21 protein-coding genes are annotated in these 25980 nt (G+C 47.5%); 16 read left to right on the forward strand and 5 right to left on the reverse strand.

The genetic code is table 11. The features are described from left to right. Positions 1-283: 283 nt before the first annotated feature. The 13 genes from DEH07_04045 (at position 284) to DEH07_04105 (ending at position 16249) form a co-directional block, all read left to right on the forward strand. Positions 284-613, forward strand: coding sequence for a hypothetical protein (locus DEH07_04045; GenBank protein HBY03707.1), 330 nt, complete (start codon positions 284-286; stop codon positions 611-613). A gap of 41 nt (positions 614-654) precedes the next feature. Next, positions 655-2406 (forward strand): ferredoxin, encoded by a 1752-nt coding sequence (locus DEH07_04050; protein ID HBY03708.1) that lies wholly within the window; start codon positions 655-657, stop codon positions 2404-2406. A 47-nt stretch (positions 2407-2453) separates the two neighbouring features. Beyond that, positions 2454-2951, forward strand: a complete 498-nt coding sequence (locus DEH07_04055) for an NAD(P)H-dependent oxidoreductase subunit E (GenBank protein HBY03709.1) — start codon at positions 2454-2456, stop codon at positions 2949-2951. A 14-nt stretch (positions 2952-2965) separates the two neighbouring features. Further along, positions 2966-6013, forward strand: a complete 3048-nt coding sequence (locus DEH07_04060) for a hydrogenase (GenBank protein ID HBY03710.1) — start codon at positions 2966-2968, stop codon at positions 6011-6013. A 37-nt stretch (positions 6014-6050) separates the two neighbouring features. Continuing rightward, positions 6051-7778 (forward strand): ferredoxin, encoded by a 1728-nt coding sequence (locus DEH07_04065; GenBank protein ID HBY03711.1) that lies wholly within the window; start codon positions 6051-6053, stop codon positions 7776-7778. A gap of 141 nt (positions 7779-7919) precedes the next feature. Further along, complete coding sequence (locus tag DEH07_04070; protein HBY03712.1) at positions 7920-8168, forward strand: CopG family transcriptional regulator; 249 nt, start codon at positions 7920-7922, stop codon at positions 8166-8168. Positions 8169-8312: 144 nt separating this feature from the next. Then, a complete protein-coding gene (locus DEH07_04075; GenBank protein HBY03713.1) occupies positions 8313-9761 on the forward strand; it encodes an aspartate ammonia-lyase in 1449 nt (482 codons plus the stop codon). A 69-nt stretch (positions 9762-9830) separates the two neighbouring features. Next, complete coding sequence (locus DEH07_04080; protein HBY03714.1) at positions 9831-11309, forward strand: [FeFe] hydrogenase H-cluster radical SAM maturase HydG; 1479 nt, start codon at positions 9831-9833, stop codon at positions 11307-11309. Positions 11310-11331: 22 nt separating this feature from the next. Continuing rightward, on the forward strand, positions 11332-12654 hold the full coding sequence (gene hydF, locus DEH07_04085; GenBank protein ID HBY03715.1) for a [FeFe] hydrogenase H-cluster maturation GTPase HydF: 1323 nt from the start codon (positions 11332-11334) through the stop codon (positions 12652-12654). After that, on the forward strand, positions 12626-13675 hold the full coding sequence (locus DEH07_04090; protein HBY03716.1) for a [FeFe] hydrogenase H-cluster radical SAM maturase HydE: 1050 nt from the start codon (positions 12626-12628) through the stop codon (positions 13673-13675). Before hydF ends, DEH07_04090 begins: the two co-directional genes overlap by 29 nt. Positions 13676-13813: 138 nt before the next feature. Further along, positions 13814-14800 carry a hypothetical protein gene (locus DEH07_04095; protein ID HBY03717.1) on the forward strand — a complete coding sequence of 329 codons (987 nt, stop codon included), beginning with the start codon at positions 13814-13816 and terminating at the stop codon, positions 14798-14800. Further along, positions 14775-15527 carry an ABC transporter permease gene (locus tag DEH07_04100; protein ID HBY03718.1) on the forward strand — a complete coding sequence of 251 codons (753 nt, stop codon included), beginning with the start codon at positions 14775-14777 and terminating at the stop codon, positions 15525-15527. Before DEH07_04095 ends, DEH07_04100 begins: the two co-directional genes overlap by 26 nt. After that, positions 15518-16249 carry an ABC transporter ATP-binding protein gene (locus DEH07_04105; GenBank protein HBY03719.1) on the forward strand — a complete coding sequence of 244 codons (732 nt, stop codon included), beginning with the start codon at positions 15518-15520 and terminating at the stop codon, positions 16247-16249. The genes DEH07_04100 and DEH07_04105 overlap by 10 nt, the downstream gene beginning before the upstream one ends. A gap of 62 nt (positions 16250-16311) precedes the next feature. On the opposite strand, the gene DEH07_04110 is transcribed toward DEH07_04105, so the two are convergent. Next, on the reverse strand, positions 16312-18342 hold the full coding sequence (locus tag DEH07_04110; GenBank protein ID HBY03720.1) for a Fe-S oxidoreductase: 2031 nt from the start codon (positions 18340-18342) through the stop codon (positions 16312-16314). 220 nt (positions 18343-18562) lie between these two features. After that, positions 18563-18949 carry a thioesterase gene (locus DEH07_04115; GenBank protein ID HBY03721.1) on the reverse strand — a complete coding sequence of 129 codons (387 nt, stop codon included), beginning with the start codon at positions 18947-18949 and terminating at the stop codon, positions 18563-18565. Between the two features lie 382 nt (positions 18950-19331). On the opposite strand from DEH07_04115, the gene acs reads away from it, so the two are divergent. The 3 genes from acs to DEH07_04130 all read left to right on the forward strand — a co-directional run bounded on the left by acs (position 19332) and on the right by DEH07_04130 (position 23184). Then, positions 19332-21302 carry an acetate--CoA ligase gene (acs, locus tag DEH07_04120; GenBank protein HBY03722.1) on the forward strand — a complete coding sequence of 657 codons (1971 nt, stop codon included), beginning with the start codon at positions 19332-19334 and terminating at the stop codon, positions 21300-21302. Positions 21303-21500: 198 nt separating this feature from the next. After that, positions 21501-21878: a hypothetical protein gene (locus tag DEH07_04125; GenBank protein ID HBY03723.1), complete on the forward strand. Its 378-nt coding sequence runs from the start codon at positions 21501-21503 to the stop codon at positions 21876-21878. Positions 21879-21969: 91 nt separating this feature from the next. Continuing rightward, positions 21970-23184, forward strand: coding sequence for an MFS transporter (locus tag DEH07_04130; protein HBY03724.1), 1215 nt, complete (start codon positions 21970-21972; stop codon positions 23182-23184). 199 nt (positions 23185-23383) lie between these two features. On the opposite strand, the gene DEH07_04135 is transcribed toward DEH07_04130, so the two are convergent. The 3 genes from DEH07_04135 to DEH07_04145 are packed head-to-tail and all read right to left on the reverse strand — an operon-like array spanning position 23384 to position 25972. Then, on the reverse strand, positions 23384-23866 hold the full coding sequence (locus DEH07_04135) for a chemotaxis protein CheD (GenBank protein ID HBY03725.1): 483 nt from the start codon (positions 23864-23866) through the stop codon (positions 23384-23386). A gap of 33 nt (positions 23867-23899) precedes the next feature. Further along, the gene (locus DEH07_04140; protein HBY03726.1) at positions 23900-24985 is read right to left on the reverse strand and encodes a flagellar motor switch phosphatase FliY; all 1086 of its coding nucleotides are present in this window, start codon (positions 24983-24985) and stop codon (positions 23900-23902) included. A 15-nt stretch (positions 24986-25000) separates the two neighbouring features. Further along, positions 25001-25972, reverse strand: a complete 972-nt coding sequence (locus DEH07_04145; protein ID HBY03727.1) for a flagellar motor switch protein FliM — start codon at positions 25970-25972, stop codon at positions 25001-25003. Positions 25973-25980 lie beyond the last annotated feature (8 nt).

Below are 25980 nucleotides of genomic sequence, written 5' to 3' on the forward strand. Positions count from 1 at the left end.
CCTTTTCTCTATTGAATAGGTGATGTTATTTATTTGATAAAGAACATTCTATGTCATGAATGAAAATTAAATAGGACTGTGAATAGTAACTTCCAGCTTTTAATGCCAGCAATTAATTTACAACTTATGCTGTAGTCCAAAAGCTCTAACAAACGCCTATTATGCTGTAGCACAAAAGATTAAGAAATACCTTGACGGGAAATCACGATTTAGGGTAAATTAGAAAGTGATATTTGTATACAAAGCTACAAAACTTAACAATTGGGAATGGAGGAGGTAAAGATTGTCCAAGAATACGGTGCTTAAAAAATACGCTGCCCTGGTTATGGATGAAGACGCTGATGTTGTCGACGTACTGCAAAATGTTCTGCACTATTACAACCGCGAATCCTGCGGTCACTGTGCCCCCTGCCGGGTTGGCACGTCGTTGCTGGTAAAAATTATTGATCAACTGGCTTCTAATGTAGGGGAGAAGGGTGATTTAGACCAGCTTTTAAAAATTTCCAAGGTAATGCGCGATACTTCTTTCTGTCCGGTAGGTCAGGCCCCTTATACTCCTATTTCGAGCGCATTAAAGAATTTCCAGGACCAATTGCTGCAGCATGTTAAATAACTAGCAGATAACTATGCTAAAGGGGGTTAAAGAAACAGAAGATGGAAAAAGCAAGGATAAACAACATAGAAATAGAGTTTGAAGAAGGAACAACCATCCTTGACGCGGCAAAAACTTTAGGCATTAACATTCCAACCTTATGCCACCACCCGGACCTCATTCCGACGGGAGCTTGCGGGGTCTGTGTCGTCGAGGTCGAGGGGCTTCCTGCCTTAACACGGGCATGCACAACACCCCTGGAAAATGGCTGGAATGTGCAAACGAACAGCGCGCGGGCAAGAAACACAAGAAAAGAAGTAGTCGAACTGATCATTTCCGACCACGATATGGATTGCCTGACCTGTATTAAAAACGGCAAATGCGAACTCCAGGAAGTGGCGGCCAATTTGGGCATCAGGGAGTTAACATATCCGAAATTTACGGACAAGAAACCAATCGACACCACCAGCGTTGCGATCGTCAGAGATCCTAACAAATGCATCCTTTGCGGCAGGTGCGTACAGGTATGCTCGGAAATCCAGACAGTAAACGCGTTAACTTTTGCTGAAAGAAGTTCTGAAACTGTAATTACAACCGCCAGCGGCGAAGGCATGGGGAACAGCCCCTGTGTAAATTGCGGGCAGTGCACTGTCTATTGCCCCGTCGGCGCTCTCTACGAAAACAGCAGCGTGGAAGCGGTTTGGGAAGCGTTGAACAACCCCGACAAGCACGTGGTTGTTCAGGAAGCGCCTTCAATAAGGGCATCGCTGGGAGAAGAATTCGGGATGGAGACTGGAACACTCGTAGCAGGGAAAATGCACGCCGCTTTAAGAAGGCTTAATTTTGACGCTGTTTTTGACACAAATTTCACTGCAGACTTAACCATCCTGGAAGAGGGGACCGAGGTAGTCGGAAGAATTAAAGCAGGTAAAGATCTTCCTGTAATTACATCCTGCAGCCCTGGCTGGATTAAATTTATGGAAACTTTTTACCCTCATTTAAGAAAACATGTTTCCACCGCCAAGTCACCGCAGCAGATGTTCGGCACTTTATCCAAGACTTATTATGCTGAACAAAAAGGAATTGCGCCGGAAAAAATAGTTTCTGTTTCCATTATGCCCTGCACTGCCAAAAAGTTCGAGGCGCTGAGGGACGAAATGAAAGACAGCGGTTTCCAGGATGTCGACTTTGTCCTGACCACCCGGGAACTTGCCCGGATGCTTAAAGAAGCCGGTATCGACCTGAAAGCAATGCCCGACGAGCCCGCAGACGATCCCCTTGGTGAATACACCGGCGCCGCCACAATTTTTGGCGCAACAGGCGGAGTTATGGAAGCGGCCTTAAGGTCCGCTTATTTTTTGGTCACCGGACGCGAGCTGGAGAATCTTGATATCACACCCGTAAGAGGCTTAAAAGGAAGAAAAGAGGCCGAAGTCGATGTTAACGGCATTAAGCTAAAGGTAGCCGTTGCTCACGGGTTGGGCAATGCCAGAAAATTGATGGATAAGATTTCAGCCCAGCTGGCCAACGGCAGCTGTGAATATCACTTTATTGAAGTTATGGCCTGCCCCGGCGGGTGCGTCGGCGGAGGCGGACAGCCCTGGGGAAGCGACATGGCTATGAGGGCCCGCAGAGGCCAGGCCCTGTACCAGGAGGATAAGTCTCTGCCGATGAGGCGGTCGCATGAGAACCCCTCGATTAAGGCAATCTACGAAAAGTACCTGGGACAACCCAATTCGGAGAAATCGCACCATCTCCTTCACACTCACTATTTCAAGAGAAGCCAGATCGACGGCAAGGTCGTGGAGGACTAAATAATAAATTTAACATAATTGTTGTATGAAAAGAGGGAGGAAAAAAGATGGACGGCGAACATCAATGTCTCTGTGCTCAGAAAAGCGAGGAAGAGCTTTACCCCGAACTAGATAAAATAATCGGCGAGCACCGCGGTAAACCGGAAGACTTGATTATGGTGCTGCACAAGGCGCAAAACCTGTTCGGCTACCTGCCCAAAAAAGTGCAGGAGAAAGTTGCGCAAGGCCTTAACGTTTCGCTTAATGAAGTCTATGGTGTAATAACCTTTTATGCCTTCTTTACTACGGTACCGAAGGGAAGACACAGCATCAGAGTCTGTCTGGGAACAGCCTGCTACGTCCGCGGCGGACAGGGGGTAATCGAAAAGATAAAGAAGGACCTGGGCATCAAAGTAGGCGGCACCACCGAGGACAGGAGATATTCCCTGGACGTGGTGCGCTGCATTGGCGCCTGTGGTTTAGCCCCTGCCATGCTGATTAACGGCGACGTCTATGCACGGGCCAAACCCGCTAAATTAACGGAAATTCTCGAAAAATACGAGTAGGAGGAGGCATAAAAATGGAGTGGCGCGCTCAACTTCTTGTTTGCGCCGGCGCAGCCTGTGTTTCATCAGGTTGCCGGGAAATAAGAGACGCTATTGTTGCCAAGATTAACGAACACGGATTGCAAAATGAAGTTAAGGTAATTGAGACAGGTTGTGTCGGCTCCTGTGTTATTGGTCCTCTTGCGCTGGTTTATCCGGAAGGCGTTTTTTACCAGAAGCTGACCCCGGATGACGCGGAAGATATCGTTGTGGAACACCTCCTCAAGGGGAAAATAGTAGATCGTTTGCTTTATCAGGACCCGGCCACTTCCGAGCCTGTTCCTTTAATGAAGGATATAAGTTTCTTCAAGAACCAGCAGAAGATTGTCCTGAGAAACTGCGGAATTATCGACCCCATGAACATCCAGGACTACATTGCGCATGACGGTTACAAAGCGCTGAACAAAGCGCTTACCTCCATGACACAGGAGGAAGTAATCGATACGATAATAAAATCCGGTTTAAGAGGCCGTGGAGGAGCAGGTTTTACAACAGGCATGAAGTGGAAGTTCACCAACCAGGCCATCGGGGATACCAAATACGTGGTCTGCAACGCTGACGAAGGAGACCCTGGCGCATTCATGGACCGCAGCGTCCTGGAAGGCGACCCGCACAGTGTTATCGAAGCAATGACAATTGCCGGCTACACAATTGGCGCCAAGCAGGGTTATGTCTACGTCAGAGCCGAGTATCCCCTGGCTATCGAACGGCTGACGTGGGCAATCAAGCAGGCCAGGGAAAATAATTTCCTGGGGAAAAACATCTTTGATAAGGGCTTTGACTTTGACATAGACATCAGGATTGGAGCGGGAGCTTTCGTTTGCGGAGAAGAAACCGCCCTGATGACTTCTATTGAAGGCAAAAGAGGCGAACCCAGGCCAAGGCCTCCTTTCCCTGCCGTAAAAGGCCTTTTCAACTCGCCCACTTTGCTTAATAACGTGGAGACTTATGCCAATATAGCAGCCATTATTCTGAATGGAGCGGATTGGTTCGCCAGTTTCGGCACGGAAAAGAGCAAAGGAACCAAAGTATTCGCGCTGGCCGGAAACGTAAACAACACCGGACTGGTTGAAGTGCCCATGGGTACCAGCCTGGGTGACATCGTTTATGATATAGGCGGCGGAATCAAGAACAAGAAAAAATTCAAGACTGCCCAAATAGGCGGCCCTTCCGGGGGTTGCATCCCGGTGCAGCATTTAAATATTCCCATAGATTATGAGTCAGTGGCTGAAATAGGAGCCATCGTCGGTTCAGGAGGACTAATCATCACTGACGAAGACACCTGTATGGTGGACTTCGCCAGGTTCTTTATGGATTTCATCCAGGACGAATCATGCGGCAAATGTCCTCCCTGCCGGATTGGAACAAAGAGAATTTTAGAAATCCTGCAGCGCATCACACAGGGAAAAGGCGAAGAGGAAGATATTGACCGGTTGATCGAGCTTTGCACCCGCATTAAAGATTCGGCCCTGTGCGGACTGGGACAGACAGCGCCGAACCCGGTGCTCTCAACATTGAAATTCTTTAAACACGAGTACCTTGAGCATATCAGAGACGGCTACTGCCGCGCAGGCGTTTGCTCGTCCCTGTTTGACGCGCCGTGTCAAAATGCCTGTCCGGCGGACCAAAACGCCTGGGGTTACGTTACACTGATCAGTGAAGGAAAATTCAAGGAAGCAATCGCCCTGATCAAAGAGGCCAACCCCTTCCCGGCTGTCTGCGGACGCGTCTGCGTGCATCCCTGCGAGAGCAAGTGCCAGCGGAACCAACTGGACAAAGCGGTAGCTATCTGTGCCTTAAAGAGGTTTGCAGCCGATCAGGATATGAATTCCGGCGACCCCTACCGTCCCCCGGTGGCTGAACCCAAGGACGACAAGGTGGCCATCATCGGCGCAGGCCCGGCCGGCCTTACTGCGGCATATTTCCTGGCCCGCAAGGGATACAAGACAACCGTATTTGAGGCCCTGCCCGTAGCCGGCGGCATGCTGGCTGTCGGAATTCCCGAATACAGGCTGCCCAAGGAAATCCTGAATGCGGAAATCAAGGCCATTACTGACCTTGGCGTGGAACTTAAACTGAATACAGCTCTGGGCAAGGATATAACTACGGAGCAGCTTTTTGCCCAGGGTTTCAAAGCCATCCTGATGGCGACCGGAGCGCACCAGGGACAAAAACTGGGTATTCCGGGCGAGGATGCGCAGGGCGCTGTTGACGGTGTAACCTTCCTGCGCGATCTTAATTTGAAAAAAGCTGTTCGAGCAGATGGGAATATAGTTGTTATCGGCGGAGGAAACGTGGCTATAGACGCGGCCAGGTCCGCCATAAGACTGGGCGCCAAAGACGTTACCATCCTCTACCGCAGGGAAAAAGAAGATATGCCGGCCAACGAGGAAGAGATTATTGACGCCGAAAAAGAAGGCATCAAGATTCAAACCCTGGTTGCTCCCGTGAGAATAATCAGTGCACATGGGAAGGTAACCGGAATAGAATGCGCACGCATGTCTTTAGGCAAGTTCGACAACAGCGGGCGCCGCAGACCGGAGGCAATACCGTGTTCCGAATTCGCTCTGTCGGCAGATATGGTAATCGCCGCGATCGGTCAGGCGCCGGATTTAAGCTGCCTGGACGGCGACGGGATTCAGGTCACCAAGAGCGGCGCCTTCGATGTCAATTCGGACCTGGCAACATCCAAAGAAGGAATTTTTGCAGCCGGCGATAATGTAAGAGGACCGGCGACAGTCGTGGAAGCCATAGCAGACGGCAAGAATGCGGCTCTTTCCATCGATAAGTTCCTGGGCGGAGACGGAATCTTTAAAGACGCCTATCATGACGATCTGGTCAAGATGGCCGTTACCTACAATGAAGAAGCGTACCAGAAGGAAATGGAGAGAATCGAGAGCCCGCAAATAGCGGTAACAGAAAGAATCAGCAACTTCAACGAAGTTGTTCTCGCTTATCCTGTCCAAATGGCAATCGAAGAAGCCAGAAGATGCCTGCATTGCTACCGGCGGGATGAAGAATAGATTTCCAAATACGAAACAAGGAGCGTGAACACCCGGGATGATTAACTTAACCATAAATGGCCAAAAAGTGCAGGTCGAGGATGGCGCGACAATACTGGAAGCCGCTCAAAAGGCCGACATCCATATCCCTACGCTTTGTTACTTAGCGGAAGTCCAGGCTATCGGAGCCTGCAGGGTGTGTCTGGTGGAAATTGAAGGTAACCGTAACTTGCAGGCATCATGTGTTTTCCCGGCAAGCGAAGGGCTTGTCGTGCATACGAACAATGACAGGGTACGAAAAGCCAGAAAATTTGCAGTGGAAATGCTTATTTCCAACCATCCCATGGATTGTTTGGCCTGCCCCCGCAACCTCAATTGCGAACTGCAGAGTATAGCCGAAGAACTGGGAATCAGGGAAGTAAGATTCAGCGGCGCACAGAGCGGGGGCCGTATAGACGACCTCTCGCCTTCAATAAGAAGGGACCAGAACAAATGCATCCTTTGCCGCAGGTGCGTGACGGTCTGCAAAGACATTCAAAGCGTGAGCGCCATCTTTACACAGGGCCGGGGATTCGAGACAAGGGTTGAACCTGCCTTTGACGCCAGCTTAAATGACGTCGCCTGCGCTATGTGCGGGCAATGTTCCGTTGTCTGCCCTGTGGGAGCGATCACTGAAAAAGAAAACATCGAAGAAGTATGGGAAGCTCTGGCCGATCCGGCAAAGATTGTGGCCATTCAGGACGCGCCGGCGGTAAGGGCAGCCCTCGGAGAAGAATTCGGCTTTGCCCCGGGCGCCCTGGTTACCGGGAAAATGCTGGCGGCAGCAAGGAAACTTGGCTTTGACCTTGTTTTCGACACAAACTTCGCCGCTGACCTGACTATCATTGAAGAGGGCAACGAGCTTCTAAAAAGGGTCAAAGAAGGAGGGGTGCTCCCGTTAATAACCAGCTGCAGCCCTGGCTGGATTAAATTCATTGAACATTTCTACCCGGAAATGCTCCCCCACCTTTCGACCTGCAAGTCACCGCACCAGATGCTCGGCGCGCTTACTAAAACATATTACGCACAAAAAGCGGGTATAGACCCGAAAGATATGGTCGTAGTATCCGTAATGCCCTGCACAGCCAAGAAATTCGAATGCAACCGGCCTGAAATGAGTGACAGCGGTTATAAGGACGTGGATTATGTCCTTACAACCAGGGAACTGGCCAAGATGATCAAACAGGCGGGTATAGACTTCGCCAACCTGGAAGATGGTTCCTATGATGACCCGCTGGGAGAATACACCGGCGCCGGTACCATTTTCGGCGCAACAGGCGGCGTAATGGAAGCCGCCCTGAGGACAGTCTATGAGGTAGTAACCGGAAAGACCCTGGACAATGTGGAATTTTCGGCTGTCAGGGGCCTTCAGGGAATAAAGGAAGCCACTATACCGGTAGAAGGAATCGGAGATGTCAAAGTGGCCGTAGCGCATGGCCTGGGCAATGCGAGAAAGCTGCTGGAAAGCATCAAGGCGGGAGCCCAGTACCACTTTATCGAGATTATGGCCTGCCCTGGCGGCTGTGTCAGCGGCGGCGGACAGCCCATTCCGGTAAATAATGAAATCAGAAGGTTAAGAGCGGAAGCGCTGTACCAGGAAGACAGAGACCTTGGGCTCCGCAAATCCCATGTTAATCCTTCCATAACAAGGATATACGAAGAGTTCCTGGTCGCTCCCCTGGGGGAAAAATCGCATCACCTTCTCCATACCAAGTATACGGCACGGGGAGTTTATAAAGAGGACTAAAGGAATAATCCGGCATAACCCTGCGAACAAGGTATAAAACTGAAGCCAAGGGGTCTGTAGAACAGTTTATAAAAATCTACTTTCCCCTAAAGGGAAAGTAGATTTTTTTGTAAATTAATGATCTGATTGGAGGAAGAACAGATGAAAGAAAAAAGAATAGGTGTAATCGGTATCGTGATTACCGACCGAAAGAATGCGGCGCCCAAGGTAAACAGCATCCTGAGTGAATACTCTGACATTATCATTGGAAGAATGGGCATACCATACAAGGAAAGAAATGTTTCTGTCATTGCCCTTACTTTTGAATGCGATACTGATCAAATCGGCGCTTTAACAGGCAAACTGGGCAGTATTGAAAGTGTCGACGTTAAATCAGTCATCTGTACCTAACGATTCGTTTTTATCTTAACTAAATATTTTAAGCGTCTGCGAAAAGGGAGTATTCCTGCAATCAAGGATCTGCGTAAATGCCTGACCAAGTCCACTTTTTGCAGAAGTGGGCTTTTTTATATGGATATTGAAGGAGGTGACCCTATGCTTGAAAAGATTGATTCAACCGGTACGCGCAGAGAAAAAGACCTGCTCGGAGAAAGATCGGTTCCGGCTGGAGCTTATTACGGGATTCATACCCTGCGGGCTCAGGAAAACTTTTTAGTTTCCGGGACCGGAGTTCATCCGGAACTTATTTTTGCAATGGCTCTGGTGAAAAAAGCAGCAGCGCTGGCCAATATGGAAGCAGGCCTGCTTGATGAAAGGCGCGGTCCGGCAATTGTCCAGGCTGCAGATGAGCTAGCCGCCGGGCGGTTGATTAGTTGGATGGTGACCGACGCTTTCCAGGGCGGAGCCGGAACCTCAACCAATATGAATGTCAACGAAGTTATTGCCAACCGGGCTATTGAAATACTCGGAGGAGAAAAGGGCAATTATTCTATCGTACACCCCCTCGATCACGTTAACCTCGGTCAGTCAACCAATGACGTATACCCGACAGCGCTGCGCATAGCGACTATCAAACTTGTCCGGGAGCTTTCTTCATCACTGGCAGGCCTGCAGGATGCGCTGCAGGGGAAAGAAAGAGAATTTAACACTGTACTGAAGATCGGACGCACAGAACTGCAGGATGCGGTACCAGTCACATTGGGACAGGAATTCGGCGCCTGGGCAGAAGCAGTTGCCCGTGACTGGTGGCGGCTGTACAAAGCAGAAGAAAGGCTTCGCCAGGTAAACATGGGAGGCACTGCTGTAGGAACTGGTTTAAACGCCAACCGGCGATATATATTCCGGGTAATTGAAATCCTTCGTGATTTGACGGGATTTGGCCTGGCCCGTGCCGAGAACTCCTTTGAAGCCACCCAAAACGCAGATATTTTTGTGGAAGTCTCCGGCTTCATCAAGGCAGTTGCAGTCAATCTTGCCAAAATATGCGGGGATTTGCGCCTTCTCTCCTCGGGGCCGCGGGCGGGCTTCGGCGAGTTGAAACTGCCGGAGGTTCAGTCCGGTTCATCGATTATGCCGGGCAAGATCAACCCCGTAATCCCTGAAATGACCACCCAGGTTGCTTTTCAGGTTATTGCCGCTGACCTGTGTGTAAACCTTGCCGCTGCCTCCGGGCAGCTCGAGCTGAACGCTTTTCTTCCGCTCATTTCCTATAACCTGCTGCAGTCTTTGACCATGCTGATCAACGCCGCAAAGCTTCTTAATATTAAATGTATCCGGGGCATTACAGCTGACACCGGGCGTTGCCGCGAGCTTTTGGATGGGAGCAACGCCGTCGTAACCGCATTTGTCCCCTACCTGGGCTACGAAAAAGCAAGTGAGATAGTTCACCGGGCAATAGAACTTCAAAAACCGGTTACGGAACTACTGATCGAAGACGGGCTTTTCTCCAGGGAAGAGGTTGAAGCTATTGTTCATCCTGAAGAGCTGACTACTCCAGGGGTTGCTGGCGCCCGTTTTTTCAAGATCAAAAAAAGTACTGAGTAAAGAGAAAAATGAAGACTTATCACCAAATGGAGGTCAATGCCTTAAAAAACTAATTATTTAAGGAGGCAGATAAAGTTGAATCAAAATGAGCAAACCTGGCGTGAAGAACGCCTGAAAACAATCAGGCATTATGAAGAAACCGAAAGACAGGAAGATTTTATTAACGACGATTTGATCTTGAGCACGCTTAACAATACCCTTGCGCCGGAACGCACACAGGTCAGGGAAGTCTTAGCAAAGGCAAAAGAACTTAACGGGCTCTCTTTGGAAGACGCTGCTGTCCTACTGAACTGCCGGGACCAGGAGCTGGTCGATGAATTATTCTCGACAGCACATTGGATAAAGCAGGAGATTTACGGCAACCGGATTGTCCTTTTTGCCCCGTTATATATCTCCAACCCCTGCGTAAATAACTGCGCTTACTGCGGCTTTCGTGAAAACAATAATGAACTGGAAAGGCGCTCCCTTTCCATGGATGAAATCGGGGAAGAAATTGAAATAATGACTTCCAAAGGACAGAAGCGGCTGATTATGGTCTGCGGTGAACATCCTGACAGCGACGTTGATTATATGTGCCGCTCGATAGAAAGAATTTACCAAACTAAAAACGGCCGCAATGAAATAAGGCGGGTCAACGTCAATGCGCCCCCGCTCAGTGTCGAGGAATACCGTCGGGTTAAAGAAACCGGAATAGGAACATACCAGGTTTTCCAGGAAACATATCACCACCAGACTTATAGGAAGATGCACCCGGTCAATACACCGAAAGGCTCCTACCGCTGGCGGGTGTTTGCCCTGCACCGCGCTCAGGAGGCTGGTATAGACGATGTCGCCATCGGAGCCCTCTTCGGCCTTTATGACTGGCGGTTCGAGGTACTCGGCCTGATCAGCCATGCCCACAGCCTGGAGAAAGAATTCGGTGTAGGTCCGCATACCATTTCCTTTCCCAGACTGGAGCCGGCGATAAACACCCCGCTGTCCGTTTCGTCACGTTACCTGGTCAGCGATGACGACTTCAAGAAGGTAATCGCCGTCTTAAGGTGCGCCGTGCCTTACACCGGGCTTATCCTGACCTGCCGTGAAAACCCGGAGATGAGGCGGGAAGCGATTAAACTTGGCGTTTCTCAGACAGACGCCGGCTCCCGCATCGCAGTCGGCGGTTATGCGGAGATGGAGCGGGAACATATTATGAACCGGCAGCAGTTCCAGCTCGGCGATACGCGCCAACTGGACAGCTTTATCCTGGAGCTTTGCCAGAAAGGTTATATACCTTCTTTCTGCACTTCCTGCTACAGGGCGGAAAGAACTGGCTGCAACTTCATGAGCTACGCCAAAAAAGGACTCGTTAAAGACTTCTGTCTTCCAAATGCTGTACTGACTTTTAAGGAGTACTTGCTGGATTACGCCTCACCGGAAACACGCCTTGCCGGTGAAATGATTATCCGAAGCCACATTGACTGGTTCCGGGGCAAAATGCCGAAAAGAGTACACAGGTTGGAAACTCTGCTGTCGCAAATGGATGAAGGAGAACGAGACCTTAAATTTTAAATATCATCTAAGGTGGGGTAAAATGAGTAATCTTAACGCTACGCCGCGCGGCCAGCGGGTCCGGATCTCCTTTTTGGGACGGCGCAATACCGGCAAATCAAGTCTGATTAATGCGCTCACCAACCAGGAAGTAGCCATTGTAGCCGACCTGCCCGGAACAACTACCGACCCTGTTGAAAAAGCCATGGAGATTCTCCCTATCGGACCGGTTTTGCTTACCGATACGGCGGGAATTGACGACACAGGCAGCCTGGGCGCCAAAAGAACGGGAAAGAGTCTTGAAGTTCTTCAGAAAACCGATCTTGTCCTGCTCGTTCTTGATCCTGAAATAGGTTTTGGGGAATGCGAAGAGAAAATTTTAGCCATGACAAAGAAACGCAATATCCCCATAATTGGTGTAATTAATAAAATAGACCTCTACCCGGATATGTCTCTTTTAAAATGGGCCGATTCCCTGTCCATACCATCGGTTAAGGTAAGCGCCCGCACACGCGCAGGGATTGAGGAACTGCTCCGGATGATCGTCAACCACGTGCCGGGTGACTGGACGCTCCCCACGATTGCAGGCGATCTGCTCTCGCCGGGAGATACTGTAATCCTGGTGATTCCTATCGACAAAGCCGCCCCCAGGGGAAGACTCATTCTCCCGCAGCAGCAGTTGATCAGGGACGTTCTGGAACATGACTGTATTGCCATAATGGTCAAGGAAAGGGAACTTCGCCGCGTTATACAGGGAATGTCCATCCGCCCGAAACTGGTCGTGACGGATGCGTCCGCCTACCTCAAAGCGGCGGCCGACACGCCCGAAAATGTGTTATTTACATCTTTCTCTATCTTATTCGCCCGTTATAAGGGTGATCTCCATACTCTGGTAGCCGGCTTGAAAACAATCCCTTCGCTCGCGCCGGGGGATAAAATCTTAATTGCTGAGGCCTGTACGCATCATCCTGCAGCCGACGATATCGGCAGGGTGAAAATACCAAGATGGCTGCGGCAATCGGTCGGAGCGGATCTTTACTTCGATATTATGTCGGGAGGCGGCCCACTGCCCGAGAACCTGAAAGAATATAAACTTGTTGTTCACTGCGGCGCGTGTATGCTGAACCGGCGGGAGATGCTTTTCCGTATTCTGCAAGCCCGTGAGGCAGGTATACCCATGGTTAACTACGGTGTCTTAATGGCTTACATACAGGGAATTCTCCACCGTGCGTTATCTCCTTTTCCGGAAGTTCTGGCTCTTCTTGAACGGCAGCCGGACCTATACGATGAGGATGAAATTCCCCTGAGATTTAAAGAGGCGATTGGAGGTGATAATTCTGGAAGACCGGTTTTCCGCGATTCTTGACAGGGCTGAAAGAGCTCATTCCCTTTCCAGGGAAGATATTGTGACCTTGCTTCGGGCTGAGGGTGAACAGTCACAAGCATTGTTTCAAAAAGCCGACCAAGTTCGTGAAAAGCATCTGGACAAAGTGGTCCACCTGCGCGCAATCATTGAGTTCTCAAACAATTGTATCAAGAACTGTCTTTACTGTGGTTTAAGACGGGATAACCGGGAACTCACCCGCTACAGGATGACGGTTGATGAAATATTCTCCGCCGCCGTCAAGGCAGGCCGGGAGGGGTTTAAAACCATCGTGCTCCAGGCGGGAGAAGATCCTTACTATAAATTGGAGGTAATCGCTGATCTAATCCGCCGGATTAAATCATCTTCAGATGTCGCGGTAACACTTTCTCTGGGTGATTTAACAAAAGATGCTTACCAAAAAATGCGCCTCGCCGGGGCTGATCGTTACCTTTTAAAATTCGAGACAAGTGAACCACTCCTTTTCAGACGGCTGCGGCCCGGAACAAACCTGACCGGCAGGCTTAAACAGTTAAGTATACTAAAAAAACTTGGTTACCAGATAGGAAGCGGTAATATTACCGGTTTGCCCGGACAAAGTTTGGACTCTGTCGCTAAGGACATCCTGCTGCTCAAAAAACTGGAGGTTGAAATGGCCGGTATCGGTCCTTTTATTCCGCACCTGCAGACTCCCCTGGGGAATTCCCTGCCGGGTGATCTATATTTAAACTTGAAAGTTCTGGCGGTAACACGCCTCTTGCTGCCGCTGACGCATCTGCCGGCTACGACCGCAACCGCCTCGGTTCATCCTTCCGGGAGGCGGCTTGCTCTTAAAGCCGGCGCAAATGTGGTAATGCCTGATTTAACTCCCCTGCCCTACCGGTCTTACTATGACATTTATCCCGGGAGAACAAAAACACAGGCAATCAGCTCATATTCCTGGTGGAAGAAGGAACTGGAACAGATGGGAAGAACTATAGCCGGCGGGTACGGACATGGAGCAATTCATGCTTCCCCGGATTAGCAATTTGTAACATCTTTTAATGACCGTTTATAGCCTTAAAAGCTTGATGTTTACAATTATTCATGTATAATCGAACGTAGCGTAAAGAGGAAAATATTGAAAACCTATTCTTAATGGAACAAAAGGAAGGTGAAAGAATTGATTAAAAAGGCTTTTTTAATCATCAGTTTGATTAGCGCGCTGCTTATTACCGGATGCGCCAAGACGCCAACAGTTGAAGAACAACAAAAAGAATCCTTAAAAATGCCCGATCAAATTACCGTCCAGGCTCCGATAGCTCCCGCAACAGCTCCCCTTCTTAAAATGGCTGGTGAAGGGTTGCCTTCAGGCGTAAAAATTAACTTAATTATCTATAAGACAGATGAAGAGGCTACCACACGGGTAATTAAAAATGAGGCCGATTTCTCAATCCTTTCCACTAACCTGGCAGCTAAACTATACAATAGAGAAGTTGATATATCCCTGGCTAATGTGAATACCTGGGGCATTTTATACCTTGTCTCGACAGAGAACGGGATAAACAAATGGGACGACCTTAAAGGCAAAGAACTCTATATAGGCGCCAGAGGATCTACCCCGGATGTACTGACGCGTTATTTTCTCCACAAAAACGGGCTTTCAGAAAATGATCTTAAAATAACTTACCTTCAATCACCGGAAATTGCCAAGATGATAATTAGCGGGCTGGCCAAGAATGCCGTTCTTCCGGAACCGATGGTAACCCAGGTGCTGCTTAATAACAACAAAGCGAGGATAGTAGAAAATTTTTACGAGGACTGGCAGACTATTGAAGGGGGAAATGCCGGATTGCCCCAGGCCGGAATGTTCGTCAGCAACAGTTCTGCAGAATCGTTCCCTTCTTTGGTAACCTCATTCCAGCAAGCTTATTCCGAAACGCTGAATGAGACAGTAAAGAATCCGGCTGGTATAGCTTCCCTGGTTGAGACCAGTTTGCAAATACCAGCGCCGGTTTTCATTCAAAGCATTGAACGCACACATCTCAAATTCGTTGAGGGTGAAAAAGCCAAAAAAGACGTTGAAATTTATCTTTCCAGATTATTGGAACTTTCTCCGGACATGGTAGGTGGAAAATTGCCTGATGAAAAATTCTTCCTTAAAAACTAGGTATGTTGCGCCTATTCTTGGCCTGGTATTCTTCCTGGCAGTATGGCAATTTATTTCCGGTTTTTACAACCCGTTAATAGTCCCTTCCCCTGTTGAAACGTGGAGTTCCTTTTTCTCGCTGGCGGTCAGCGGGCTTCTCTGGGACCAGGGCCGCCAAACCATAGTCCGCGGCTTTGCCGGCTTCGGACTGGCCGTCCTGGCGGGAACACCACTTGGCTTTTTGATAGGCCTCAACCAAACCGCAGCCAGTCTTTTTCAACCCCTGGTTGTTGTTCTGCAGGTAACCCCGTTGATTTCCTGGCTTCTTTTAGCCATGATCTGGATTGGCTTTGCGAAGGTTCCATTATTCATAGTTTTTGTAACTACCCTGCCACTGATCATTATTAACACAATCCAGGGTATTAAAAATGTTGATCTGCAGTTGCTGCAAATGGCCGGCGTTTTTCGTGTCGATAAAATACGGATAATCAGGGAGGTCTACTTCCCTCAAGTGATCCCTTACCTTTTTGCTGGCCTTACGGCAGCTCTTGGCACAACCTGGAAGGCGGTGGCTATGGCGGAACTGCTCAGCGTTAATCAGGGAGTAGGCGCAGGAATGGCTGTTGCAAGAACAAATCTTGAAACCGCCACCTTGTTTGCCTGGACTTTTTTCCTAATTATCCTCGGTCTTCTGACCGATCGGCTGCTTTCTTACCTGTTAAAGCGAAAACTGAATCAATGGACGTGATCCCTTTAAGTTATATTAGCTTTAACCATGTTTATAAATCATTCGGACAGACCCGGGTGCTTGACGACTTTTCTTTTTCCGTTCCGGCAGGAAAAATCATCTGTCTGATTGGACCCTCGGGCTGCGGTAAAACAACCATCCTTAACCTTTTAACTGGCCTGGAGCAACCGGATAGGGGCAGTATTTCCGGAACGGCTAATCTGCGAATAAGCTGTGTATTCCAGGAACCGCGTCTTTTGCCCTGGAAAACCGTCTCTGAAAATATTTCTTTTGTGCTGCAGGATCTAACCATGTCCCAACAGCAGGAACTTATTGATCTGTATCTGAAAAATATGAGCCTGTATGAATATAGAAACAGCTATCCCAAGCACTTAAGCGGTGGTATGAAGCAAAGGCTCGCCCTCTGCCGCTCCTTTGCGTTTCCACATGATCTTCTACTTTTGGATGAACCTTTTAAATCTCTTGATGTTCCCCTGCGGATGGAACTTGTCCAACAGGTTGCCGGAATGTGGGGGGAACATCCGCGTACTATTGTTTTTGTCACTCATGATATACTGGATGCGCTGCTGCTGGGCCATTTTATACTGGTTCTTTCCGCAAAACCCACAACAACGCTTGACACTCTGGAAATCAATATTCCCCTCGGAGAGAGGGATATTGCAGAAGAGCCTTTTCCTGCATACTACAACCATATACTTGCCCTTCTTGAAGGGGTCCCATAAAAAATGCCAGTACTTCGACTGGCATTTTTATCTTATTTGTTATTGTTGATTTTAACTGTTTCTTAGTGGAGCAGTTTAGCAATCAGCTCAGCCGGGTCCATAACCTTTATGGGATCAGCATCCGGATCGCTCATAACCTTTACTCCATCCTCCAACATTGTAATACAGAACGGACAGTTGGCGCTGATTAACTGCGGATTCTTGGACAGAGCCTGTTCAGTCCTCATATTGTTAATCCTATCGCCAAGATGTTCCTCCATCCACATCCGCCCGCCGCCTGCGCCGCAGCAGAAGCTTGTCGAACGGTTCCTATCCATCTCAACCAACTGCACACCGGGAACCATCTGCAGGACTGCCCGGGGCGCCACGTATTCTTGCTGATAGCGGCCAAGATAACAGGAATCGTGGTAAACTACCCTCTGGCTTTCCCCACCGCTCTTGTTAAGCGACAGTTTGCCTTCACTGACTAGCTGGTTGATCAATTGGGTATGGTGAATAACTTCATATTTTCCGCCAAAGGCCGGGTACTCGTTCTTAAGAGTATTCAGACAATGGGGACAGGCGGTAATAATCTTCGTCACACCGTAACCATTCAAGGTTTCCACGTTTTCCATAACCAGGGACTGATACAGGTACTCGTTGCCTGCTCTCCGGATAAAATCACCGCAGCATTTTTCTTCGGCGCCCAGTATGGCAAAGTTGATTCCGGCAGCCTTAAGAATTTCAACCACTGCTGTGGCGACTTTTTTAGCCCGGTCATCAAAAGAACCGGCACAGCCTACCCAGTACAAGTATTCCACATTGCTGTCATCGCTCATCAATTTAACATCAAGATCCTTTGCCCACTCGCCGCGGTTTGCCCAGCCAACCCCCCATGGATTGGAATTTTTCTCAACATTCCTGAAGGCCAACTGCAGTTCGGGCGCAATGCTGCTTTCCATCATAACAAGGTACCTGCGCATATCGACCATCTTAGCAACATGCTCATTGGAAACCGGGCATTGTTCCTGACAGGAGAAGCAGGTCGTGCAGGCCCATATCTCATCCTCAGTAACCACGTCTCCGATTAAGGATTTTTCTAATACCTCAGCTGCCTGCTTATCTACTGCGATAACTTTTTCAACCTGATCCGCAGCCTCCTCGCCCGTATTAAATAATCCCTTCTTTAACATTAAAGTGCCTTTTTCAAGCATGTGTTCTTTTAACTGCCGGCTGAGCAGTTTCTTTGGATTCAACGGTTTTTTGGAAAGGTTCGCAGGGCAGTTATCCATACAACGCCCGCACTCACCGCAGGAAAGGCTGTCTAAAAGCTGTTTCCATGTAAACTGTTCAATTCTTCCGACACCAAATTCTGTTGCTTCTTCATCTTCAAGATTCATCCCTCTGATTTGGGCTCCGCGGGGTTCCAAAGAGGCAAAAAAGGCGTTAAGCGGCGCAAATAATAAATGCATATGCTTGGAATTGGGAATGTAAACAAGAAAGCCAAACAAAATCAACATATGAACCCACCAGAAGAAAACACTGACCTTTTCTAACACTTCTTTGCTGTAACCCGACAGCCATGCAGCAATAACGCTATACGCCGGGGCAAAAGCTGCGGCCGGATTCGGCTCTATGGCCAGCCTGGCTGCGGTGGCGAACCATTCGGTAATCACAACGCCAAAGATTAAGATTACAATTATAGCTGCTTCCGAAGTACGGTAAAGGTAATCAGGTTTTAATACCCATCTTCTGTAAACCGCTACAAGCAGGACGATCACAACGATAAGCGCTATTAAATTCTGAAGCGTAATAAAGATAGGGTTTGTGCTGAAGAAAAGCACTTTTATACCGAACAATCCCTCGAAGAGCAGTGGTATCTCTCCAAGGCAGATAAAAATAAAACCCCAGAAAATAAAGAAATGCACAATTCCTATATTTTTAGCTAATAACCTTCGTTGTGCAAAAACGTTCATTATAAAATTACCGAACCGCTGGCCGGGGCTGTCCAACCTGTTTTCCTTTTCGCCTAAAGTTACCACTCCCACACGCCAGCTGAGAGCATAAAGAAAGGCTAACACCGAAACTATGACAAGCAAGAGAAAAGCTGCAATCGCTTCTGGCTGCTGCAAAACAGAAACCTCCTTTTTTTGTAAATATAAAATTATTTTACGCCTGTCCTATCTATAATTTAAAAAATAAACTTAAGTTGGTTAAAAATGAGGTTTACGATTTCCAATAAACACCTTCCGGTGTAATTTGTTTTATCATAAATACGTATAAAACTAAAGCGGTTGGCAAAACATACACAGACAACAATAACCACTCAGAAGATTAATCAGTTAGCTTTTCTAAAAATCTCGCCCTGGAAACCACGTAACGTTCATGAGTTCCTGAACCAATCATTTTACTCTCATCACAGGCAGTTACCTTAAAAACCAGTTTTCTGCCGTTTACTTCGGTTAGTTCAGCCTGCGCTTCAACTTTTACACCAACAGGCGTCGCCGAAAGATGCCGAACATTTACATAGATCCCGACAGTCGTCAGATCACCTCCCAAAAAAGGCTCTACGGAAGAAAACGCTGCATTTTCCATAAGAGCAATCATGGCCGGCGTCGCAAACACCTCAATACTTCCACTGCCGTAAACGGGGGCAGTGTCTTTCTTTTCTAAAACCTTTTCAGCTTTCCCTAGAATACCAGGCTTTAACAATGCCTCCACCTGTTGACCATACCCTTAAGGACATACCAATATTATTGCTCTGGAACCATGATCAGGCAAATAGTTATACTATGCCTCTCAACCTTACAAAATAAGCAGCTCTTCCTTAAAATATCATTCCCGACGGCTAAAACCTACATTAATTCATGTTAAATAATACTTCCCATGAGTTTTCATGTCAAGCCTAATTTACCTTTAAGGAAGATTTACGTCAAGAAAAACCTTGACATCCTTTCACTGCTTTAATAAAATTTCATCAGGTAAAATTTTTAAATAAGCTAGCTGAATATTTTTTGGGGGTGATTTGAAAAGGCGGTTTTTATAAGATAGAAGGTATACTTTTAAGAACTTTAACCAAATTTCGAGAAGGGAGTCCAGGATAATGGCCGAAGCGAAAGCAATTACCTCCATGATGGCAGAGACAAGAGTTTTTCCTCCTGCTAAAGAAGTTACTGAAAAGGCCTATATTAAGAGTATGGAAGAATATAAGGCCATGCATAAAAAGTCTATTGAGGACCCGGATGCATTCTGGGGTGAACTGGCAGAACAGCTTGATTGGTTTAAAAAATGGGATAAGGTTATGGTGGAAGACTTCGCCAATGCGAAGCACGAGTGGTTTGCCGGAGGCAAAATAAACGTATCCTACAACTGCTTGGACCGCCACCTGACAACCTGGCGTAAAAATAAGGCCGCGATTATTTGGGAAGGGGAGCCCGAAGGGGAAAGTAAAGTTTATACATACCAGCAGCTTCATTACGATGTATGCAAATTTGCCAATGTTTTAAAGAACCTGGGCGTCGTGAAAGGTGACCGGGTTTCTATTTACCTGCCCATGATTCCCGAACTTCCCATTGCCATGCTTGCCTGCGCCCGTATCGGGGCCATCCATTCAGTAATTTTCGGCGGTTTCAGCGCCGATGCTTTAACAAACCGTGTGCAGGACTGCGGTTCAAAAATACTCGTTTGTGTAGACGGTTACTACCGCAGCGGCAAAGTCGTCAACAGCAAGAACACTGCCGATGACGCTCTTGCACAGTGCCCAACTGTAGAAAAATCAATTGTAGTCAAGAGAATCGGCCTTGATGTAGCCATGAAAGAAGGCCGTGATGTATGGTTCAACGACCTGATGGCTGACGATAATCTGTCCTCTGTTTGCGAACCCGAAGTACTGGATGCGGAAGATCCCCTGTTCATCCTTTATACAAGCGGAAGCACGGGCAAACCCAAGGGTGTCCTGCACACCGGCGCCGGTTACCTCCTATACACTTACCAGACACTGAAGTGGGTTTTTGATATAAAAGAAGAAGACACCTGGTGGTGCACCGCCGATATCGGCTGGGTAACAGGACACAGCTACATTGTTTACGGTCCGCTGGCTCTTGGAACTACCAGCATAATGTACGAAGGAGTTCCTACTTTCCCGAATCCCGACCGGTTCTGGAAGATATGCGAGAAATTTAAGGTCAATCAATTCTATACCGCTCCTACCGCACTTCGTGCTCTGATGCGTGAGGGCGACGAATGGGCCTTAAAGAGAGATCTTTCCTCAATTAAAATCCTGGGTACAGTGGGCGAGCCAATCAACCCCGAAGCCTGGATGTGGTACCATACTATCATCGGAAAAGAAAAGTGCCCCATTATAGATACATGGTGGCAAACAGAGACAGGCGGCTTCCTGATCCAGCCATTCCCTGGCGCCACTCCGCTTAAACCCGGCGCAGCCTCGCTGCCTTTCTTCGGAGTTGACCCGGTAATCGTAAGGGAAGACGGAACAGAAGTAGGCGTAAACGAGGGCGGCTGGCTCTGCATCAGAAGACCTTGGCCCGGCCTGATGCGCACCGTTTTCGGAGATCCCGAAAGATTTAAGAACACCTATTTCATTCAGTTCCCCGGCATGTACACAACCGGTGACGGCGCACGCCGCGACGAAGACGGGTATTACTGGCTGATGGGACGTATTGACGATGTCATCAACGTTTCCGGTCACCGTATCGGCACTGCTGAAGTGGAAAGCGCCCTCGTGGCCCACGAAAAAGTAGCCGAGGCCGCCGTGGTTGGAATGCCCCACGACCTCAAAGGACAGGGCATCTACGCTTTCGTAACTTTAAAAGTCGGCGTAGAAAAGACAGATGCGCTTAAGAAAGAACTCACCGCCCACGTCCGTAAGGAAATCGGACCGATTGCCACACCTGATAAAATCCAGTGGGCTGACTTCCTGCCCAAAACAAGAAGCGGCAAAATTATGCGCCGTATTCTTGTGAAGATCGCCGCCGGTGACGTAAGCAGCCTGGGCGATACCTCAACACTTGCAGATCCGGCTGTTGTTGAAGGTCTCGTCAAGGATAGAGTCTAAGACTAAGATAAAAAAGGGGCCTCATTTCAATTGATAATGAGGCCTCTTTTTTTGCAAAAAATTTCTTGACATGTACAGACCTCCTAAATAGAATTTTAACAAAGATAAAAATATTGAATTTTTTGCATTCTAAGGAAAAATAACCAGCGCTTTTAATAAAAGTTGTCATCAAAGAATAAGATTATGACGGAGGTTGAAATGGCTAAGGGAAATTTCGGCACTGCGATAAACTGTATGGACGGCCGCACACAACTGCCTGTAAACGACTATTTAAGAAAAGAATATGGCCTTGACTTCATCGACACGGTTACGGAACCAGGTCCGGTGAAAATGCTTGCAGAAAACACGGCCGGGGTAGAATCCATAAAACAAAGGGTAAATATATCTATCCAGGCTCACGGCTCCAAGCTGATCGCGATAGTTGCGCACTATGACTGCGCCGGAAACCCGGTTCCAAAAGAAACCCAGTACGAGCAGTTTAAGCTGGCTCTAAAAACCCTTTCCGGGTGGAATTATCCTGTTCAAGTAATCGGCTTGTGGGTAAATGAGAACTGGGAGGTGGAGCCTATTAAATAAAACTTTAACGGACTCCTATTATTAATTATTTATAAGAAAACAAATTAACAAGGAGGCGCAAGTATTGGCTGACGACGTAAAAGTTTTTGGTATGAAAGCAGAAGCTGGCCGTTGGATTTACGTAATTCTAGGTCTAATTATTAATATTTGCCTGGGTGCTGTTTACTCCTGGAGCGTATTCAGGAAACCTTTGGAGAAACTTTTCAGCGTAGGCGCTACAGAAAGCCTGTTGCCGTTTATTCTATTCCTTGCCTTTTTTGCTGTTCTTATGCCCCTCATTGGCCCATTACTGGACAAATTCGGTCCAAAAATCTTTACAATTCTGGGCGGCGTTATCGTAGGAATAGGCTGGATTCTGGGCGGCAAGGCCACCAGTATGTCTCAGCTGGCCATCTATTACGGCGTTATAGGCGGAATTGGAGTAGGAATTGCTTACAACTGCCCCATTGGTGTGGCGGGAAGGTGGTTCCCTGACAAGCGGGGTCTGGCCGTAGGTCTGACTGTTTTAGGATTCGGTCTCTCAGCGTTTATTACCGCTCCTCTGGCCCGCGCAATAATTGCCTCATCTGGTCCGTTAGCAGCGTTATCCCAATTGGGAATTGCCTTTTTAATTATCATCGCCGTTCTCGCTCTTCCCTTGAAGTTCCCGCCAGCCGGCTGGAAACCCGCAGGTTGGAACCCACCGGCGGCGGCAGCCGGCGCAAAAGCAGACTTTACGGCTGGCCAAATGCTGTCCACAAGTAGTTTTTATGGCGTATGGCTTTGCTACATCATCGGCACTCTTGCCGGTCTGATGGCTATCGGTGTCGCAAGCTCTGTCGGCCAGGAAGTCTTTATGCTTGACGCTGCTACAGCAGCAATGTTCGTATCTATATTCGCTATCTTCAACGGCATCGGCCGGCCCATCTTCGGAGCCCTGGTGGATAAATTAAGCGCCCGCAATGCGGCTCTTTTGAGCTTCATAATTATCTTTATCGCCGCTATTCTGCTTGGAAAATTCTCCGGGTCTGGTTCCTCATCATTATATGGAATCTGTTTCTCCTTGCTCTGGCTCTGCCTCGGGGGCTGGCTGGCCATCGGGCCTGCTGCTACCGGCGCTTATTTCGGCACCAAGTATTACGGACCAAACTATGGAATAGTCTTCACAGCTTACGGTATCGGCGCCATCATCGGCAACCTGCTTGCCGGCAAACTGCGTGACCTCACAGGCAGCTACGTTTCGGTATTTTTCCCGTACGTTACGATTCTGGCTGTGGTTGGTTTTGTCATTGCCTTGCTGTTGATGCGTCCTCCCCGTAAGGCGTAGTACAAATATAAAACCCTAAAATTATAGGTCCCGCTGGTTTTATCCGGCGGGGCCTTAATTCTTTGCAAAAGTATTATGACCAAGTTGTTTACGTGAGTTATACTAAAGAAATATCATTGCATAAAATAATAATACGCATGAAATGTCGGACTTTTGTCCCTCGTATAGTGTTAATCTTTAATCAATGAATTTTAGGTTATCAGATAATTTTTATCTGACAACCTAAAAGGCGGATAGTGACCTGTCCTGTAATCGTATCCAGAATCATTGTTCTTCCCTTATTGCCGCCGGTTTCCCTGGCTATTACTTTAATTCCGATGCGGTTTAAAATTTGGTCGCTTTTTTCAATATTGCGCTGCCCTATTTTGAAATGATCAACACCGTCAAACATCTGTGCGCCGCCAACCATTTTAGCTTCCAAATTATTTATTTTGACACCATAGCTGAGCATATCGCGGATCATCAAAGGAATTCCCGTGTCGGCAAACTTGCCTGTTTTTGAGGTTTGCTTTTCAAATAATGTACTGTCGGGAAGCATAATGTGAATTAATCCTCCTGCACGGGTAACAGGATCGTATAGGCTGACTCCGACACAGGAACCGAGTCCTAATGTTATCAAACGGTTTGGCTCTCTGGTTACTTTATATTCGGCAATACCTATAGGAATTTCTAAAGCAGCCATCAAACATTTACAACCTCCGCTTTGTGTGGGAATTTATCTGGCTAAATATTTTATTCTTTCTTCCGGACTGATTATATTGGTAATACGAACACCGAAGTTCTCGTCAACAACAACCACTTCCCCTTTAGCAACCAGGGTTTCATTAACGAGTACTTCAACCGGTTCGTCAACTAAAGATGCCAGTTCTACAATTGAACCAGGGGTGATGGACAGAACATCCTTAATAGGACGTTTGGCAGTTCCCAAAACAACTGTAACCTTTAAAGGAATATCCAGAATTAGATCCATTCTTTTTTTTATTCCGGCTTGTGTAGAGTTAGGAACTGATTTTTTCATTTCTTCTGCTAAAATAAAAAGTTCTTCCTGCTGGCCTTCCTGTAAATCCTCTTCTACCTGTTCAGATAATTCTTCATTATGGATGTCTTCCTCGGTGTCTTCCTGGTTATATTTTTTATATAATATTGAGGCTTGCTTTTTTGCCGTATTTATTTCCATTACCTGCACAAATTTAGTATCTAATATATTCCCAATTATTAAACGAAAATAGATTACCACCATTTTCCCCTGGCTACGGTTGAGTACTTCAGAAAAAGAGTTTTCTTCAAGAAATTCTGTCCGGGGCGGTGAAATGTTAACGGCAAAACCGAATAGATCCGCCATCGAGGTAGCAGCCGTCCCAATCATTTGGTTCATTGCTTCGGCAGCGGCGCTTATTTCCATCTCGGACATCGGTTCATCTTCTGACAGGGTTCTTTTACCTTCTCCACCCATCATCAGGTCAGTCATAATAACAGCATCAGACTGTTTAAGAACCAGGACATTGAATCCGGATAATCCTTCGATAAATTCAATATCAACGGCAAGGCAGGGCGTGACGAAAAAATTCCTCAGTTCTTCGGCACGACAGATTGTAATCCTCGGACTGGTTATGTTTACTTTTTGGTTAAACAATTGCGACAGGGCCGTCGCGGCTGCCCCGAGGGAGATATTGCCTATCTCGCCTAATGCGTCTTTCTCCTGCTCCGTTAAATCTTCCGTCAAAGGATCCTCGTTTTGCCGGCTGTTTTGGTCCCCCAAAAGAGCGTCTATTTCATCCTGATTAAGGATACTGTTCGCCAATTATTATCCACCTTCCTAACTGAGGGCATTTACCTGAATTGCCAGGTTCCGCTTTAGATAACCCGCCTGCACTTTAAATTTCAACTGGTCTCCAACATACATGTCCAACTCCTGGCTAACTTGCTTGTCCAGGGACAACACGTCTCCTTCTGATAGGGTAAGAAAATCTCTGACCATTATAACGGCATCGCCCAGAACGACGCTTAAATCAATCTCAGCCTTTTCAAGCCAGTATCGTATGTTCTTTACTTCTTCAATAGCTTCAAAAGACTGGTTAAAGCTATAATACTTGGACAAGTTGGATAACACAGGCTCAAGCAAAAGGTACGGAAAGCAAAGATTAATCAGACCCCGCGTAGAACCCAATACAGTAGTAAAGGTAACAACGGCAACTATTTCTGCCTGGGAAATAACCTGATAAAGCCGCGGGTTGGCCTCTATTGCCTCAAGCTGCGGCACAATATCAAAAGCATCCGTCCAGGCCAGTTTGAGGTAGCCTAAGATCTGTGTATTCAGCTTACGCACAACGGACATCTCTATTTCAGTAAGATCGCGGACTTGTGACGGCATTTCACCAGAGCCGCCAAACATCAGGTCTATAACAGGAAATAGAAATTGAGGGTTTGTTTCCATAATAGCAAGTCCCTTGCAAGGCTTTGCAGAAAAAACATTTAAAATTGTCGGTGTAGGTACGGAACGGATAAAATCATCAAAGGTAAACTGCTCGACTGAAGCAACCCGTACGTTACAGTTAAAGCGAAGGTAAGCCGATAGAAAGCTCGACAGCAAGCGTGCAAAATTATCATGCAGAGTACTTAATGTACGAAGTTGATCTTTTGAAAATTTATCCGGGCTCCGAAAATCATAAAACTTATAATGAAGCTTTTTCTCTTCTTCCTTAAAATCGGGAACCTCTGCTTTTCCAGTTGAAATATCAGTAAGCAGGGCATCAATTTCAGCCTGGGAAAGAATCTCTTTTTCTTTCACTTAATCAT

The organism is Desulfotomaculum sp. (assembly GCA_003513005.1).
In the GTDB taxonomy this organism is placed as follows: Bacteria; Bacillota; Desulfotomaculia; order Desulfotomaculales; family Nap2-2B; genus 46-80.

What these genes read in the sequence shown, in the direction of transcription:
- DEH07_04135 (HBY03725.1), bottom strand. Translation starts at nt 23,866, where the DNA reads ATGGCTGCTTTAGAAATTCCTATAGGTATTGCCGAATATAAAGTAACC.
- DEH07_04105 (HBY03719.1), top strand. Translation starts at nt 15,518, where the DNA reads ATGGACGTGATCCCTTTAAGTTATATTAGCTTTAACCATGTTTATAAA.
- DEH07_04130 (HBY03724.1), top strand. Translation starts at nt 21,970, where the DNA reads ATGAAAGCAGAAGCTGGCCGTTGGATTTACGTAATTCTAGGTCTAATT.
- DEH07_04055 (HBY03709.1), top strand. Translation starts at nt 2,454, where the DNA reads ATGGACGGCGAACATCAATGTCTCTGTGCTCAGAAAAGCGAGGAAGAG.
- DEH07_04125 (HBY03723.1), top strand. Translation starts at nt 21,501, where the DNA reads ATGGCTAAGGGAAATTTCGGCACTGCGATAAACTGTATGGACGGCCGC.
- DEH07_04100 (HBY03718.1), top strand. Translation starts at nt 14,775, where the DNA reads ATGAAAAATTCTTCCTTAAAAACTAGGTATGTTGCGCCTATTCTTGGC.
- DEH07_04075 (HBY03713.1), top strand. Translation starts at nt 8,313, where the DNA reads ATGCTTGAAAAGATTGATTCAACCGGTACGCGCAGAGAAAAAGACCTG.
- hydF (HBY03715.1), top strand. Translation starts at nt 11,332, where the DNA reads ATGAGTAATCTTAACGCTACGCCGCGCGGCCAGCGGGTCCGGATCTCC.
- acs (HBY03722.1), top strand. Translation starts at nt 19,332, where the DNA reads ATGGCCGAAGCGAAAGCAATTACCTCCATGATGGCAGAGACAAGAGTT.
- DEH07_04065 (HBY03711.1), top strand. Translation starts at nt 6,051, where the DNA reads ATGATTAACTTAACCATAAATGGCCAAAAAGTGCAGGTCGAGGATGGC.
- DEH07_04050 (HBY03708.1), top strand. Translation starts at nt 655, where the DNA reads ATGGAAAAAGCAAGGATAAACAACATAGAAATAGAGTTTGAAGAAGGA.
- DEH07_04060 (HBY03710.1), top strand. Translation starts at nt 2,966, where the DNA reads ATGGAGTGGCGCGCTCAACTTCTTGTTTGCGCCGGCGCAGCCTGTGTT.
- DEH07_04070 (HBY03712.1), top strand. Translation starts at nt 7,920, where the DNA reads ATGAAAGAAAAAAGAATAGGTGTAATCGGTATCGTGATTACCGACCGA.